At 72.7% G+C, this 13529-nt stretch carries 13 protein-coding genes; 8 read left to right on the top strand and 5 right to left on the bottom strand.

The genetic code is table 11. The annotated features are described in order from the left end of the window. Positions 1 to 22 precede the first annotated feature (22 nt). From ACWHYA_RS09085 to ACWHYA_RS09070, 4 genes are read right to left on the bottom strand one after another with little or no spacing between them, the layout of a single operon-like run. On the bottom strand, positions 23 to 562 hold the full coding sequence (locus tag ACWHYA_RS09085) for a flavin reductase family protein (RefSeq protein WP_425941739.1): 540 nt from the start codon (positions 560 to 562) through the stop codon (positions 23 to 25). Then, positions 541 to 1440 (bottom strand): N-acetyl-1-D-myo-inositol-2-amino-2-deoxy-alpha-D-glucopyranoside deacetylase, encoded by a 900-nt coding sequence (mshB, locus tag ACWHYA_RS09080; RefSeq protein ID WP_425941741.1) that lies wholly within the window; start codon positions 1438 to 1440, stop codon positions 541 to 543. Before mshB ends, ACWHYA_RS09085 begins: the two co-directional genes overlap by 22 nt. After that, positions 1437 to 3362, bottom strand: coding sequence for a translational GTPase TypA (gene typA, locus ACWHYA_RS09075; protein ID WP_425941743.1), 1926 nt, complete (start codon positions 3360 to 3362; stop codon positions 1437 to 1439). The genes mshB and typA overlap by 4 nt, the downstream gene beginning before the upstream one ends. Beyond that, positions 3352 to 3804 (bottom strand): NUDIX domain-containing protein, encoded by a 453-nt coding sequence (locus ACWHYA_RS09070; RefSeq protein ID WP_425941745.1) that lies wholly within the window; start codon positions 3802 to 3804, stop codon positions 3352 to 3354. Before ACWHYA_RS09070 ends, typA begins: the two co-directional genes overlap by 11 nt. A gap of 153 nt (positions 3805 to 3957) precedes the next feature. Here ACWHYA_RS09070 and ACWHYA_RS09065 point away from each other — a divergent pair, with 153 nt between their 5' ends. From ACWHYA_RS09065 to ACWHYA_RS09030, 8 genes are read left to right on the top strand one after another with little or no spacing between them, the layout of a single operon-like run. Then, positions 3958 to 5664, top strand: a complete 1707-nt coding sequence (locus ACWHYA_RS09065; RefSeq protein WP_425941747.1) for an ABC transporter substrate-binding protein — start codon at positions 3958 to 3960, stop codon at positions 5662 to 5664. 58 nt (positions 5665 to 5722) lie between these two features. Beyond that, the gene (locus tag ACWHYA_RS09060) at positions 5723 to 5863 is read left to right on the top strand and encodes a hypothetical protein (RefSeq protein WP_431473039.1); all 141 of its coding nucleotides are present in this window, start codon (positions 5723 to 5725) and stop codon (positions 5861 to 5863) included. Continuing rightward, complete coding sequence (locus ACWHYA_RS09055; protein WP_425941749.1) at positions 5857 to 6867, top strand: ABC transporter permease; 1011 nt, start codon at positions 5857 to 5859, stop codon at positions 6865 to 6867. The genes ACWHYA_RS09060 and ACWHYA_RS09055 overlap by 7 nt, the downstream gene beginning before the upstream one ends. 19 nt (positions 6868 to 6886) lie before the next feature. Next, on the top strand, positions 6887 to 7828 hold the full coding sequence (locus ACWHYA_RS09050; RefSeq protein ID WP_425941851.1) for an ABC transporter permease: 942 nt from the start codon (positions 6887 to 6889) through the stop codon (positions 7826 to 7828). A 10-nt stretch (positions 7829 to 7838) separates the two neighbouring features. After that, the gene (locus ACWHYA_RS09045; protein ID WP_425941751.1) at positions 7839 to 8921 is read left to right on the top strand and encodes an ABC transporter ATP-binding protein; all 1083 of its coding nucleotides are present in this window, start codon (positions 7839 to 7841) and stop codon (positions 8919 to 8921) included. After that, a complete protein-coding gene (locus ACWHYA_RS09040) occupies positions 8918 to 10114 on the top strand; it encodes an ABC transporter ATP-binding protein (RefSeq protein ID WP_425941753.1) in 1197 nt (398 codons plus the stop codon). Before ACWHYA_RS09045 ends, ACWHYA_RS09040 begins: the two co-directional genes overlap by 4 nt. Before the next feature lie 9 nt (positions 10115 to 10123). Continuing rightward, positions 10124 to 10858 carry a type 1 glutamine amidotransferase gene (locus ACWHYA_RS09035; protein WP_425941755.1) on the top strand — a complete coding sequence of 245 codons (735 nt, stop codon included), beginning with the start codon at positions 10124 to 10126 and terminating at the stop codon, positions 10856 to 10858. Between the two features lie 31 nt (positions 10859 to 10889). After that, positions 10890 to 12476, top strand: coding sequence for a cation:proton antiporter domain-containing protein (locus ACWHYA_RS09030; RefSeq protein ID WP_425941756.1), 1587 nt, complete (start codon positions 10890 to 10892; stop codon positions 12474 to 12476). 28 nt (positions 12477 to 12504) lie between these two features. Here the strand turns inward: ACWHYA_RS09030 and ACWHYA_RS09025 are convergent, their stop codons facing one another. Beyond that, positions 12505 to 13407: a universal stress protein gene (locus tag ACWHYA_RS09025; protein ID WP_425941758.1), complete on the bottom strand. Its 903-nt coding sequence runs from the start codon at positions 13405 to 13407 to the stop codon at positions 12505 to 12507. Positions 13408 to 13529 lie beyond the last annotated feature (122 nt).

Here is a 13529-nt window from a genome sequence, read left to right as displayed (position 1 = left end):
TCGGCGGCGGGCCGCGGCGCGGTCACCGCAGCTCGCCCAGCCCCCCACGGTAGTGGACCAGCGCGGGTTCGTCGGTCGTCGGCACGTCGACGGAGACCACCTCGCCGACGCACAGCTGGTGGTCCCCCGCCGGGTGGACGGCGAAGGTTCGGCACTCGAAGGTGGCGAGCGCACCGTCCACGAGGGCCACCCCGGTGCGCTCCCCCCGGCGGTGGGAGACCCGGGCCAGCTGGTTGTGGAGCGGTCGCCCCGGCTCCCCCAGCCAGGTCGCCAGGGCCCGGTGCCGGGCCGGCAGGATGCTCACGCCCCAGGCCTCGCCGGCCCGGATCCCCTCCAGCACGCGCGCCTCGTCGTGCAGGCTCACGAGGAGGAGCACGGGGCGCAGCGACACGCTCGTGAGGGTGTCGACGGTCAGGGCCACGTCGTGGCCCCGGTGCCGGGAGGTGACGACCGTGACCCCGGAGGCGAACCGGCCCATGGCCTGCCGGTAGCGGCCGGGATCGACCTCGGGGTCGTCCCCCGGCGCGGGCGTGGGCGTGCTCAGGACTCCTCGACCTCCCACACGGCGTAGCCCTCCCGGCCGGGCAGCCGGGCGGCCACGTCGTTGCTCAGCGTGTACCACTCCTCGTGCACGGTCACCTGCGTCGGGTGCTCGCGCAGCGCCGCGACCTGACGGGTCAGGGCGTCGGCGTCGACCACCGCGTGCGTCACGAGCCCGTCGGTCACGACCGACGGCGGGAACGGGTCGTCCGTCGCCGGGACGCGGACCGTCCCGCCCGCCGGGCTGCGGGCGCCCCGGGGCACGTGCCGCTGCAGCCACGTCCGGTCCTCCTCGGCCCAGGACCGCGGGGTCAGGACCACGAGGAGCCGCGGACGCTCGTCCCGGGGTATGGCGCGCACCGCCGCGACCGTGACCCGGTGGGTCTGCACGTGGTCGGGGTGGCCGTAGCCGCCCTGCGGGTCGTAGGTCAGGACGAGGTCGGGCCGCACCTGCGCCAGCTGGCCGGCGAGGACGGCGGCGGCCTCCGGGACGTCCGCGGCGGCGAACGCCCGGGGGTGCCGCGCCGCCGGCGAGCCGGCCATGCCGCTGTCGCGCCACCGTGGCCGGTCACCGCCCAGGTAGTGGTGCTGCACGCCCAGGGCGGCCGTGGCCCGCGTGATCTCGCCGTGGCGGTGCGGACCGAGCTCCTCGCTCCCCTCGAGGTGGGCCAGGTCGGGGGGGATGACCTCGCCCTCCTCGCCGAGGGTGCAGGTGATCACGTGCACCTCGTCCCCCGCCAGCACGGAGTGCGCCAGCGCCAGCCCGGTGGCGAGGGTCTCGTCGTCGGGGTGGGCGTGCACGGCGACCACGCGCAGGGGCCGGTCCGGGGCGGCGGCCGCGGCGCGCAGGTCGGGCCGTCCCGGCGGGTCCGGGACGGGTCCCCCGCCGGCGGCCGTCACGACTTGTTGCGCGCCCGGGCCGCGGTGCGGGCGCGCAGGTTGGCGTCCAGGACGACCTTCCGGACGCGGACGGCCTCGGGGGTGACCTCCACGCACTCGTCCTCGCGGCAGAACTCCAGCGACTGCTCCAGGGAGAGCAGGCGCGGCGGGACGAGCCGCTCGAGCACGTCTGCGCCCGCGGACCGGACGTTGGTGAGCTTGCGCTCCTTGGTGATGTTGACGTCCATGTCGTCCGCGCGCGAGTTCTCCCCCACGATCATGCCCTCGTAGACCTCGGTGGTCGGCTCGAGGAACATAGTGCCGCGCTCCTGGAGGTTGAACATCGCGTAGGTGGTGGCCACGCCGGTGCGGTCGGAGACCAGGGAGCCGGACTGGCGGGTGCGGATGTCGCCGAACCAGGGCGAATAGCCGTCGAAGACGTGGTGCGCGATGCCGGTGCCGCGGGTCTCGGTGAGGAACTCGGTCCGGAAGCCGATGAGGCCCCGCGAGGGGACGACGTACTCCATCCGGACCCAGCCGGTGCCGTGGTTGGTCATCTGCTCCATGCGCCCCTTGCGGGCGGCCATCAGCTGGGTGATCGTGCCGAGGTGCTCCTCGGGGGTGTCGATCGTCAGCCGCTCGACGGGCTCGTGCAGCTTGCCGTCGATCTCCTTGGTCACGACCTGCGGCTTGCCGACGGTGAGCTCGTACCCCTCCCGACGCATCTGCTCGACGAGGATGGCGAGCGCCAGCTCGCCGCGGCCCTGGACCTCCCAGGTGTCGGGTCGCTCGGTCGGCAGGATGCGCAGCGAGACGTTGCCGACGAGCTCCTTGTCGAGCCGGTCCTTGACGAGGCGGGCGGTCACCTTGGAGCCCTTGACCCGGCCCGCGAGCGGCGAGGTGTTGGTGCCGATCGTCATCGAGATGGCCGGCTCGTCGACGGTGATCAGCGGCAGCGGGACCGGGTGCTCGGCGTCGGCGAGGGTCTCGCCGATCGTGATCTCGGGGATGCCGGCGATGGCGATGATGTCGCCGGGGCCGGCCTCGTCGGCGGACTTGCGCTCCAGCCCCTCGGTCAGCAGCAGCTCGGTGATCTTGACCCGCTCGACCGACCCGTCGCGGCGGCACCACGCCACCTGCTGGCCCTTGCGGATCGTGCCCTCCCGCACACGGCACAGGGCCAGGCGGCCCAGGAACGGGCTGGAGTCGAGGTTGGTCACGTGGGCCTGCAGCGGCGCGCCCTCGGTGTAGGTCGGCGCCGGCACGGTGTCCAGGATGGTGGCGAACAACGGCTCCAGGTCGGGGCTGTCCGGGAGCTCCCCGTCCTGGGGGGCGGTCAGGGAGGCGCGTCCCGCCTTGGCCGAGGCGTAGACCACCGGGAAGTCCAGCGCCCGCTCGACGACCTCGGGGTCGTGGTCGTCGAGGAGGTCCATGAACAGGGAGTAGACCTCGTCGACGACGTCGGCGATCCGGCTGTCGGGCCGGTCGACCTTGTTGATGCACAGCACGACGGGCAGGTGCGCGGCCAGCGCCTTGCGCAGCACGAACCGGGTCTGGGGCAGCGGGCCCTCCGAGGCGTCGACGAGCAGGACGACCCCGTCCACCATGGACAGCCCCCGCTCGACCTCGCCGCCGAAGTCGGCGTGCCCGGGGGTGTCGATGATGTTGATCGTCATGCCGCCTTCGGGCGCGTGCGCGCCCGCGTAGTGGATGGCGGTGTTCTTGGCGAGGATGGTGATCCCCTTCTCCCGCTCGAGGTCGCCGGAGTCCATCACCCGCTCCACGTCCTCGCCGGGCGAGCGGTGCTCGGCGAAGGCACCGCCCTGCGTCAGCATCGCGTCGACCAGCGTGGTCTTCCCGTGGTCGACGTGGGCCACGATGGCCACGTTGCGGATGTCGAGGCGGTCGGCGCGCACGCCGGAACCGGTGTCGTCAGAAGGCATGCCCACCATTGTCGCAGCCGTCGGGCACCAGGTGCGCCGCCACGAATTCGACCACCGGGAGGTCGTTCTCCAGCCAGGGCACCGCGTGCAGTGTCGCGCGGGTCAGCCAGCGCAGCGCGTCGTGGTCCTCCAGCGGACGGGGCTCCCCCTCGCCCGGGGCGGTGACCGCCCACCACAGGTGCATCTCGTGGGAACGGCCCAGCGGCCACGGCCCACCGGCAGGCTCCCCGAGCTCGACCCGCACGCCCAGCTCCTCGGCGGCCTCCCGCACGGCCGCAGCCGCGGGCTCCTCGCCGGGCTCCACCTTCCCGCCCGGGAACTCCCACCCGCCGGCGAGCGCCGGCGGCCCGCTGCGCCGCGCCGCGAGCAGCCGGCGCGGCCTGCGCAGGTCGTCCACGAGGGCCACGGCGGCCACCGCCACCCGTCCGGGCTCGAGCGTCATACCCTCATCCTGCCCGAGCCTTCCCCCACGTCGGGGCAGGTCACGGTCTCGTCACGACTTGCCACACGCTCTTCCCCTGGGGGCCGGGTTGTGGTGAGGTCGGCTCGACCGGCCCTGTACCGGTCGGAACCACGTCCATGCCTAGGAGGCACGATGAAGAACCGCATGGTGGGGGCCCTGGCGACCAGCGCCGCGCTGGCCCTGGTGCTCACGTCCTGTGCCGAGTCGGAGCGCGACTCGGACACCGGTGACACCAACGACGACACCGCCGCGAGCGGCACCGACGACGGCGCCGCCGGAGGGGAGGCCAGCTCGGACGCCACGTTCGTCTTCGGCGCGGCCGGCGCCCCAGCGACCTTCGACCCGTTCTACGCCAGCGACGGCGAGAGCTTCCGGATCAGCCGGCAGATCTACCAGAACCTCATCGGCATCAAGGAGGGCGGCACCGAGGGTGTCCCCGAGCTGGCCACCTCCTGGGAGGGCAGCGAGGACGGTCTGACCTGGACCTTTGAGCTCCAGGACGGCGTGACCTTCCACGACGGGACACCGTTCGACGCCGAGGCCGTCTGCTACAACTTCGAGCGCTGGGCCGACCAGAACGAGGTCGGTCAGTCCCCGGCGATGGCCTACTACTACGGCAACGACTTCGGCTTCGGCGAGGACTCGCTGTACGAGTCCTGCGAGGCCGTCGACGACCTCACCGCCGAGGTGACGGTCAGCCGCGTGACCGGCAAGTTCCCCATGGTGCTGTCGCAGTCGTCCTACGCCATCCAGTCGCCCACCGCGCTGGAGGAGTACAACGCCAACGACGTTCAGGCCGAGGGCGACGCGTTCGTCTTCCCCGAGTACGACGAGCACCCGACCGGCACCGGACCGTTCAAGTTCGAGTCCTACGACAACGCGGGCGGCACCGTGACCCTCACGCGCAACGAGGACTACTGGGGCGAGCCGGCCGGCGTGGCCGAGCTGGTGTTCAAGATCGTCCCGGACGAGAACGCCCGTCGCCAGGAGCTGCAGGCCGGCACCATCCACGGCTACGACCTGCCGAACCCGGTCGACTGGCAGGGCCTGGAGGACGACGGCAACCAGGTCCTCATCCGCGACCCGTTCAACGTCCTCTACCTGGGCCTGAACCCGATCGCCGACCCGCAGCTGGCCGACCCGCTGGTCCGCCAGGCGCTCTACCACGCGATCAACCGCGAGCAGCTGGTGTCCTCCCAGCTGCCCGAGGGCGCGACCGTGGCGACGCAGTTCATGCCCGACACGGTGAGCGGCTACGACGGCTCGCTGGAGGCCTACGAGTACGACGTCGAGAAGGCTCAGCAGCTGCTGGAGGAGGCCGGCAAGTCCGACCTGGAGATCGACCTGTGGTACCCGACCGAGGTCACCCGCCCTTACCTGCCGGACCCGCAGCGCGTCTACGACGCGGTCAAGTCCGACTGGGAGGCCGCCGGCATCACGGTCAACCCGATCTCCAAGCCCTGGGCGGGCGGCTACATCGACGGCGCCCAGACCTCCCAGGCCCCGGCCTACTTCCTGGGCTGGACCGGTGACCTGAACTCGGCCGACAACTTCCTGTGCGCCTTCTTCTGCGGCGACGAGAACGCGTTCGGCACGAGCGAGTACGACTGGCACGACGAGCTGCAGGAGTCGCTGACGGCCGCCGACGCCGAGCCGGACGAGGACACCCGCACCGGGATGTACGAGGAGCTCAACGCCCAGATCATGAGCGAGGACTGGCTCCCGGGCCTGCCGATCTCCCACAGCCCGCCGGCCATCGTGGTCGCCGAGAACGTGGACGGTCTGGTGCCCAGCCCGCTGACGGCGGAGGACTTCTCCACCGTCACCATCTCCGAGTGACCGGTCACCCCGCGGGGTGATCAGCCCCACCAGCGGTCGCAGCGGCGGACCGGGCCCCGTGCCCGGTCCGCCGCCCGCGGTCGCCGACCTCGTCGCCGACCTCGTCGCCGCCGACGTCAGCGTCGTCCACGTCGACGGCACCCCGAACCCCCTCCCCGCGGCCCACGCCGCACCCCCCTCCGGAGGATCCCCGTGCTGAGGTTCATCGTCCGACGGATGCTGCAGGCCGTCCTGGCCCTCTTCGTGCTCAGCGTCCTGCTGTTCGCCTGGCTGCGCTCGCTGCCCGGCGGGGTGGTCAGCGCCCTGCTCGGCGAGCGCGGCACCCCCGAGTCCACCGCGGCGCTGCGCGCCCAGCTCGGGCTGGACCAGCCCCTGCCCGTGCAGTACTGGAAGTTCCTCCAGCGCGCCCTGCAGGGGGACTTCGGGACCTCCAACGGCGTCTTCCGCGGCGAGCCCGCCCTCGACGTCTTCCTGCAGCGGCTGCCGGCCACCGTCGAGCTGAGCTTCTTCGCGATGTTCATCGCCCTCACGCTGGCCATCCCGCTGGGCTACGTCGCCGCTCGTCGGCGCGGCGGCCCGCTGGACACCGGCTCGATCATGTTCTCGCTGGTCGGCGTGGCCGTCCCCGTCTTCTTCCTGGCCTACGTGCTGAAGTACGTCTTCGCCGTCCAGCTCGGCTGGCTCCCCCCGTCGGGACGGCAGAGCGTGGGCATCAACGCGACGCACATCACGAACATGTACGTCCTGGACGGCCTGCTCACCCGTGAGTTCGACGCCGCCTGGGACGCCTTCCGCCACCTGATCCTGCCGGCGATCGCCCTGTCGTCGATCCCCTTCGCGATCATCTTCCGCATCACCCGGGCCGCCGTCATCGACGTCATGGACGAGGACTACGTGCGCACCGCCCGCGCCAAGGGCCTGACCCCCCGGGTCGTGCGCCTGCGGCACATCATGCGCAACGCGCTCATCCCCGTGGTGACGATCGTCGGGCTGCAGATCGGGGCGCTGCTGGCGGGGGCGGTCCTCACCGAGAAGGTCTTCGCCTTCCAGGGGATCGGCCAGGCGCTGGCCATCGGGTTCGAGCGGCGGGACTACCCCGTCCTGCAGGTGCTCATCATGATGGCCGCCCTCATCTACATCGTCGTCAACCTCGTCGTGGACATCCTCTACGCCGTGATCGACCCGCGCGTGCGGACCAAGTGAGGAGAACACCGTGACCTCCATGACCTCACCGGGCCAGCGCAAGAAGGACCGGATCGACGCCCTGGCCGAGGCGGGCACCCTCTCCGACGAGGAGGGCGTGAGCCTGTGGCGCAGCGCGTGGCGCCGCCTGCGCCGCGACCCCGTCTTCCTCGTGGGTGCGGTGATCATCGCGCTCTTCCTCGTGCTGGCGCTGATCGCCCCCTGGATCGCGCCGCACGACCCGGCGGCCCGGTTGCTGATCGACCAGCGCACGCCCAACAACCCCATCCCCGAGCCGCAGCCGGGTCACCCGCTGGGCGCCGACGACGCCGGTCGGGACATGCTCTCCCGGCTCCTGGTCGGTTCGCGCCAGACCCTCATCGTCGGCGTCATGGCCACGCTCGGGGGCCTGGCGGGCGGGCTGACGCTGGGCACCCTCGCCGGCGGTCTGGGCGGCTGGGTCGACGGGGCCGTCATGCGCGTCGTCGACGTGATGCTCTCGATCCCGTCGCTGCTCATGGCGTTCTCCATCGCGGCCATGTTCGCCCGCCCCAGCCAGTGGACGGTGATCCTGGCGATCGCGATCATCCAGATCCCGATCTTCGCCCGTCTGCTGCGCGGGTCGATGATGGCCCAGCGGCACAGCGACCACGTCCTGGCCGCCCGGGCCCTGGGCGTGCGACCGGCCGCCATCGTCTTCCGGCACATGCTGCCGAACTCGCTCGGACCGGTGATCGTGCAGGGCACCCTCGTGCTCGCGGTGGCGATCATCGACGCCGCGGCCCTGTCCTTCCTCGGCCTGGGCAGCCCCGACGACACCGTCCCGGAGTGGGGACAGATGCTGGGCAAGGCCCAGCAGTACTTCAACACCCACCCCGAGGTCGCCGTCTACCCGGCCCTGTGCATCATCGTCGTCGCCCTGGGCTTCACGCTCATGGGTGAGTCGCTGCGCGAGGCCCTCGACCCCAAGTCCCGTCGATGAGGAGCCTGCGATGACCGTTCCCACCACGACGTCGACCGGCCCGGCCACCGGTCCCGGCGCGGCCCCGCTGCTGTCGGTCCGCGACCTGTCCGTCACGTTCGGCCGCGGGCGCAAGGCGTTCACCGCCGTCGACGGGATCAGCTTCGACGTCGCCCCCGGGCAGACGGTCGGGCTCGTCGGCGAGTCCGGCTGCGGCAAGTCGGTCACCTCGCTGGCGATCATGGGGCTGCTCCCCTCCCGCGGCAACACGGTGACCGGCAGCGTCCGCTTCGACGGCGACGAGCTGCTCGACCTGCCCGGCGACCAGCTGCGCGACCGCCGCGGCCGCGACGTGGCGATGATCTTCCAGGACCCGCTCTCGTCCCTGAACCCGGTGGTGTCCCTGGGCGTTCAGGTGGCGGAGGTGCTCCAGCGCCACCGGGGCATGAAGAAGGACGCGGCCATGGGGCGGGCCACCGAGCTGCTCGACAAGGTCGGGATCCCCGACCCCACCCGCCGGCTCAAGGAGTACCCGCACCAGCTCTCCGGGGGGATGCGCCAGCGTGCGCTCATCGCCATGGCCCTGGCGTGCGAGCCCCGACTGCTCATCGCCGACGAGCCCACGACCGCGCTGGACGTGACGATCCAGGCGCAGATCCTGGCGCTGCTCAAGGAGCTCGTGCAGGAGTCCGGGACGGCCCTGATCATGATCACCCACGACCTGGGCGTCGTGGCCGGGCTCTGCGACGAGGTCAACGTCCTCTACGGCGGGCGCATCGTGGAACGGGCCCAGCGGCACGACCTGTTCGCCAAGCCACGCCACCCGTACACCGGCGGGTTGCTGGCCTCCATCCCCCGCCTCCACGAGGAGAGGGGCCGACGGCTGACGCCGGTGCCCGGTTCGGTGGCCGACAACATCCCCTGGTCCTCGGGCTGCGCCTTCGCACCGCGGTGCGCCTCGGCCATCGAGGTCTGCCTGGAGCGGACGCCCGAGCTGGTGCAGGACCGGCCCGAGCTGGGGCCGGACCGCCTGCTGCGCTGCCACAACCCGCTGGAGTCCAACCCGATGGACGACGACCGCGACGCCCCCGTGGGTGAGGAGACCGACCGATGAGCACCGCCGCCGAGCCGTCCGCGACCGGGCCCCGCCAGGAGGCTCCCGCCGGGGCCGGCCGTCGTACCCCCGACCCGGACGCCGACGTCCTGCTCGACGTGCGCGACCTCAAGGTGCACTTCCCCATCAAGAGCGGGGTCGTCTTCGACCGGACCGTCGGCCACGTCTACGCGGTGGACGGCGTCGACCTGCAGATCCGTCGTGGTGAGACGTACGGCCTGGTGGGTGAGTCCGGGTGCGGCAAGTCGACCCTGGGCCGCGCCATCCTGCGGCTGGAGGACCTCACCGAGGGCCAGGTCCTCTTCGAGGGGACCGACCTGGCCTCCCTCAAGGGCGAGGAGCTGCGCAAGCAGCGCCGCCACATGCAGATGGTCTTCCAGGACCCGCTGGGCTCCCTGGACCCCCGGCAGACGGTCGAGCAGCTGCTGCTCGAGGGGATGCGTGCCCACGGGCTCACCAAGGGGGTGGACGCCCGCCAGCGCCTCAAGGACCTGCTCACCGCGGTCGGTCTTCCGCGCACGGCCCTGACCAAGTACCCCCACGAGTTCTCCGGCGGGCAGCGTCAGCGCGTGGGCATCGCCCGGGCCCTGTCCGTCGACCCGCAGCTCATCGTGGCCGACGAGCCCGTCAGCGCGCTCGACGTCTCGGTCCAGGCCCAGGTCATCAACCTGCTGGCCGACCTGCAGGCGGAGTTCAACCTCACCTACCTGGTGATCGCCCACGACCTGGCGGTCGTGCGGCACATCAGCGACCGGGTCGGGGTCATGTACCTCGGCGCCCTCGTCGAGGAGGCCGACGCGGACGACCTCTACCAACGGCCGCTGCACCCCTACACCCGCGCGCTGCTCTCCGCCGTCCCGGTCCCGGACCCGGTCGTCGAGGACTCCCGCGAGCAGATCCTGCTGGTGGGCGACCTCCCCTCCCCCGCCGACCCACCCTCCGGCTGCCGCTTCCACACCCGGTGCCCCTGGCGCCAGCCGACCCGCTGCCACGACGAGCGACCGGTGCTGCGTCCCCTCGACGTGGCCGGCGCACCCCCCGGCCAGCGGGTGGCCTGCCACTGGGCCGAGCAGATCGCGACCGGGGAGCTGAAGCCGCACGAGGTGAGCCCGGAGTCCGTGGAGTCCATCAGCTCGACCTCCCCCTCGGACACCAGCCTGGGCGCGAAGGACCTCGTCGACCCGGTGCAGTAGTCTGCGCCCGTGACGCCCCGCCCACGGGTGCTGGTGGTCCAGCACGAGGACGACTGCCCGGTCGCGATGATCGAGCCCTGGCTGGCCGACGTGGGCCTGGACTGCGACGTGCTGGCCGCCCACCGTGGCCGGGCGGTGCCGGCCCACCTGGTCGACCACGCCGGCCTGATCGTCCTGGGTGGGCGGATGGGGGCCGGTGACGAGGCCCGGCACCGCTGGCTGGGCCCGACCAAGGCGCTGATCGCCACCGTCGCCGCCGGGGGTATGCCGTTCCTCGGGGTGTGCCTGGGCCACCAGCTGGCGGCCGCCGCCCTCGGCGGACAGGTGCGTCCCCACACCCGTCCCACCCGCGCCCTGCACCCCCTCGGCGCGACCCCGGAGGGGCTGCAGGACGCGCTGCTGGGCGGCCTGGGCGGCGGCCCGGAGGTGCTGCACTGGAACGACGACGTGGTCGTGCGGGCGCCGGCGGGCGCCACCGTCCTCGCCCGCACGCCGGACGGGGCCGTGCAGGCCCTGCGCCTGGGCCCCCGCGCCTGGGGCGTGCAGTTCCACCCGGAGGTGACCGCCGCGGTCGTGCGGGGGTGGGCGGCCGACCGCGACCTCACCGCGCAGGAGGAGCAGGTCGTGGCCGAGCTCGAGCGGCGCACCCGGGAGCTGCACCGCGGCTGGGCCCGGCTGGTGCGCACCTTCGGCCGGACGGTCCTCGGGGCGGGCGGGCCCGCCGGGATGGAAGAATCGCCCTGACCCGGCCCGCCGCGACCGCAGGGGGTGCTGCATGACCGACATCGCCTTCTTCCTCGCGGCCACCTTCGCCGCCGGCCTGCTGATGTCCGTCGTCAAGCTCCCCGCGCTCCTGGGGTTCCTGCTGGCCGGCTTCCTCCTGGAGGCCGCGGGGGTGCGTGAGCTGCCCTACCTCGACTTCATCGCCGAGCTGGGGGTGACGCTGCTCCTGTTCGGCATCGGCCTGAAGCTGGACCTGCGCAGCCTGCTGGGTCGCGAGGTGTGGGTGACCACCGGGGCGCACGTGGCCCTGTCCGTGGCCGTCGGCACCGGCTTCCTCTGGATCCTCGCGCTCCTCGGCTTCCCCCTGCTCACCGGTGCCGACGTGGGCACGATGGCGCTCATCGCCTTCGCGCTCTCCTTCTCCTCCACCGTCTTCGTCGTCAAGGTCCTGGAGGACAAGGCCGAGATCCAGTCGTTCTACGGCCGGATCGCCATCGGCATCCTCGTCATGCAGGACCTCGTGGCCGTGATCTTCATGACCGCCTCCAAGGGGGAGCTGCCCAGCCTGTGGGCCCTTCCCCTCCTGCTGGGCCTGTGGCCGCTGGGGTGGGTCGCCCGCCGCCTCTGGCGGGTCGTTCCGCCCGGGGAGATGCAGGCGCTGTTCGGCCTGGCCATGGCCCTGGGGCCGGGGTATGCCGCCTTCGACGCCGTCGGTCTGAAGGGGGACCTGGGGGCCCTGGTGGTGGGGATGCTCCTGGCCGGGGACGCCGCCGCCAGCGAGCTGTCCCACCGCCTCTTCGGCCTCAAGGACCTGCTGCTGGTCGGGTTCTTCATCTCGATCGGGTTCGGGGGCACCGCCAACGTGCAGACGGTGGTGCTGGGCCTGGTCCTGCTCCTCCTGCTGCCCGCGCAGGTGCTGCTCTACGTCTGGCTGCTGGACCGCCACCGGCTGCGCCGACGCACCTCGGTCAAGGCCGGGCTGCTCCTCGGCAACTTCTCCGAGTTCGGTCTCATCGTCACCGCGGTGGCCACCTCCTCGGGCCTGCTGGACGAGGATTGGCTCGTCGTCATGTCGGTGGCCGTGGCGGCCAGCTTCGTCGTGGCCACCGTGATCAACGCCCGCTCCGACGGCTGGCTGCGGCTGGCACGCCGGGTCATGCCGATGCACCCCCCCTACGACGTCCACCCGCACGAGCGCCCCATCTCCTTCGGGCCCGCCCGTGCCGTGGTCATGGGGATGGGCCGGGTGGGGCGCGCCGCCTACGCCGAGCTCGGCCAGGTCTACGGCCTGGAGGTGCTGGGGGTGGAGAACCTGCCCACCCGGGTGACCGACCTGCGCGAGGACGGGTTCGCGATCGTCGAGGCGGACGCCGCCGACGGGGACTTCTGGGCCCGGCTGGAATCGACCGGCCAGGTCGACATCGTCGTGCTGGCGATGCCCTTCCACGGCGCCGGGAAGCTGGCCCTGCGCGAGCTGACGGCCAGCGACTACACCGGCATCGTCGCGGTCGTCGCGCAGTACGACACGGAGGTTCTCGAGTACCAGGAGCTGGGTGCCGACGTCGTGGTGCAGCTCTACGAGGGGGCGGGCACCACGCTGGCGGAGCGGGCGGCCGAGGCGCTCGCCGAGCGCGACTGACCCGCTCCGACCTGCCGAGCGGGTCGCGTCAGTGCCTGTCGCGCGGTCGGGTGACGACCATCACGGGCACACCGGCGGCCCGCATCATGCGTTGGCTGACCGAGCCCAGGAGCCGCCCGCGGAAGCTGCCCATGCCCCGGCTGCCCATGACCATGAGGTCGACGTCGGCGCTGGCCTCCAGCAGCGTGCTGAGCACCGGGCCCCGGCGGACCGAGAGCTCGACCGGCACGTCCGGGTGGGTCCTCATCGGCCCGGCGAGGGCGGACTCCAGCACGGCGGCGCGCTCGGCCTCCAGCTGGCGCCACTCGGGACTGTCCGGCTCGGTGACGACGTACCCGTCGACGACCTCGAGGTACCACGTCGTCAGCGCCAGCACGCTGGCCCCGGTCGCACCGGCGTAGTCCAGGGCGACCCGGGCGGCGGCCCTGCTGTCCTCGCTGCCGTCCACGGCGACCCCGACGACGCCCCGGTCCAGGGAGTCGACGTCCACCTCGGGGTTGATGACGACCACGGGACAGGTGGCGTGCGCGGCCACACCGATGGAGGTGGTGCCCAGGACGAACTCCTCCAGGACACCCTTGCGCCCGGTTCCGACGACGATCGCGCAGGCGGTCGCCTCGTGCTCGAGCAGCGCCCTGACCGGCGAGGAGCGGTGGACGTCCAGCCGCACCTCGACCCCGGTGGCCGCACCCAGCTCCTCGGTCTGTTGCCGGATGAGGTCGGCCCGCTCCTCCTCGGCCTCCAGCAGCGCCGTCACGTCCGGCGCCCCTGCCCCGGCGGCGCGGGCGGCGAGCGCCTCCGGCTCGCTGGCGTGCACGACCACGAGCTCGCGGTGCAGACGCTCGGCCAACCGGGCGGCCCACCGCACGGCCGCCGAGTCCGTCCCGCCCCCGTCGGCTCCCACCACGACCGGACGTCCCTGCTCCGACACCGCCACCACCTCCGTGTGCGTGGACCGGGGCGCCCCGGCACCGCAGGCGCCCGGCCGGACCGACCGCGACCGCGGTGGTCGACCACCCTCATGCTATCGGGGGCCGGTCCGGCCAGGGAGGG

The organism is Ornithinimicrobium carbonis, from assembly GCF_977012275.1.
The sequence above is the reverse complement of the archived record's forward strand: the minus strand, read 5'-3'. Positions and strand labels throughout refer to the sequence as shown.

Bases quoted from the DNA above. Each gene is read 5' to 3' on its own strand.
- typA (WP_425941743.1), bottom strand. From the start codon at position 3,362: ATGCCTTCTGACGACACCGGTTCCGGCGTGCGCGCCGACCGCCTCGAC.
- ACWHYA_RS09070 (WP_425941745.1), bottom strand. From the start codon at position 3,804: ATGACGCTCGAGCCCGGACGGGTGGCGGTGGCCGCCGTGGCCCTCGTG.
- ACWHYA_RS09065 (WP_425941747.1), top strand. From the start codon at position 3,958: ATGAAGAACCGCATGGTGGGGGCCCTGGCGACCAGCGCCGCGCTGGCC.
- ACWHYA_RS09050 (WP_425941851.1), top strand. From the start codon at position 6,887: ATGACCTCACCGGGCCAGCGCAAGAAGGACCGGATCGACGCCCTGGCC.
- ACWHYA_RS09045 (WP_425941751.1), top strand. From the start codon at position 7,839: ATGACCGTTCCCACCACGACGTCGACCGGCCCGGCCACCGGTCCCGGC.
- ACWHYA_RS09040 (WP_425941753.1), top strand. From the start codon at position 8,918: ATGAGCACCGCCGCCGAGCCGTCCGCGACCGGGCCCCGCCAGGAGGCT.
- ACWHYA_RS09030 (WP_425941756.1), top strand. From the start codon at position 10,890: ATGACCGACATCGCCTTCTTCCTCGCGGCCACCTTCGCCGCCGGCCTG.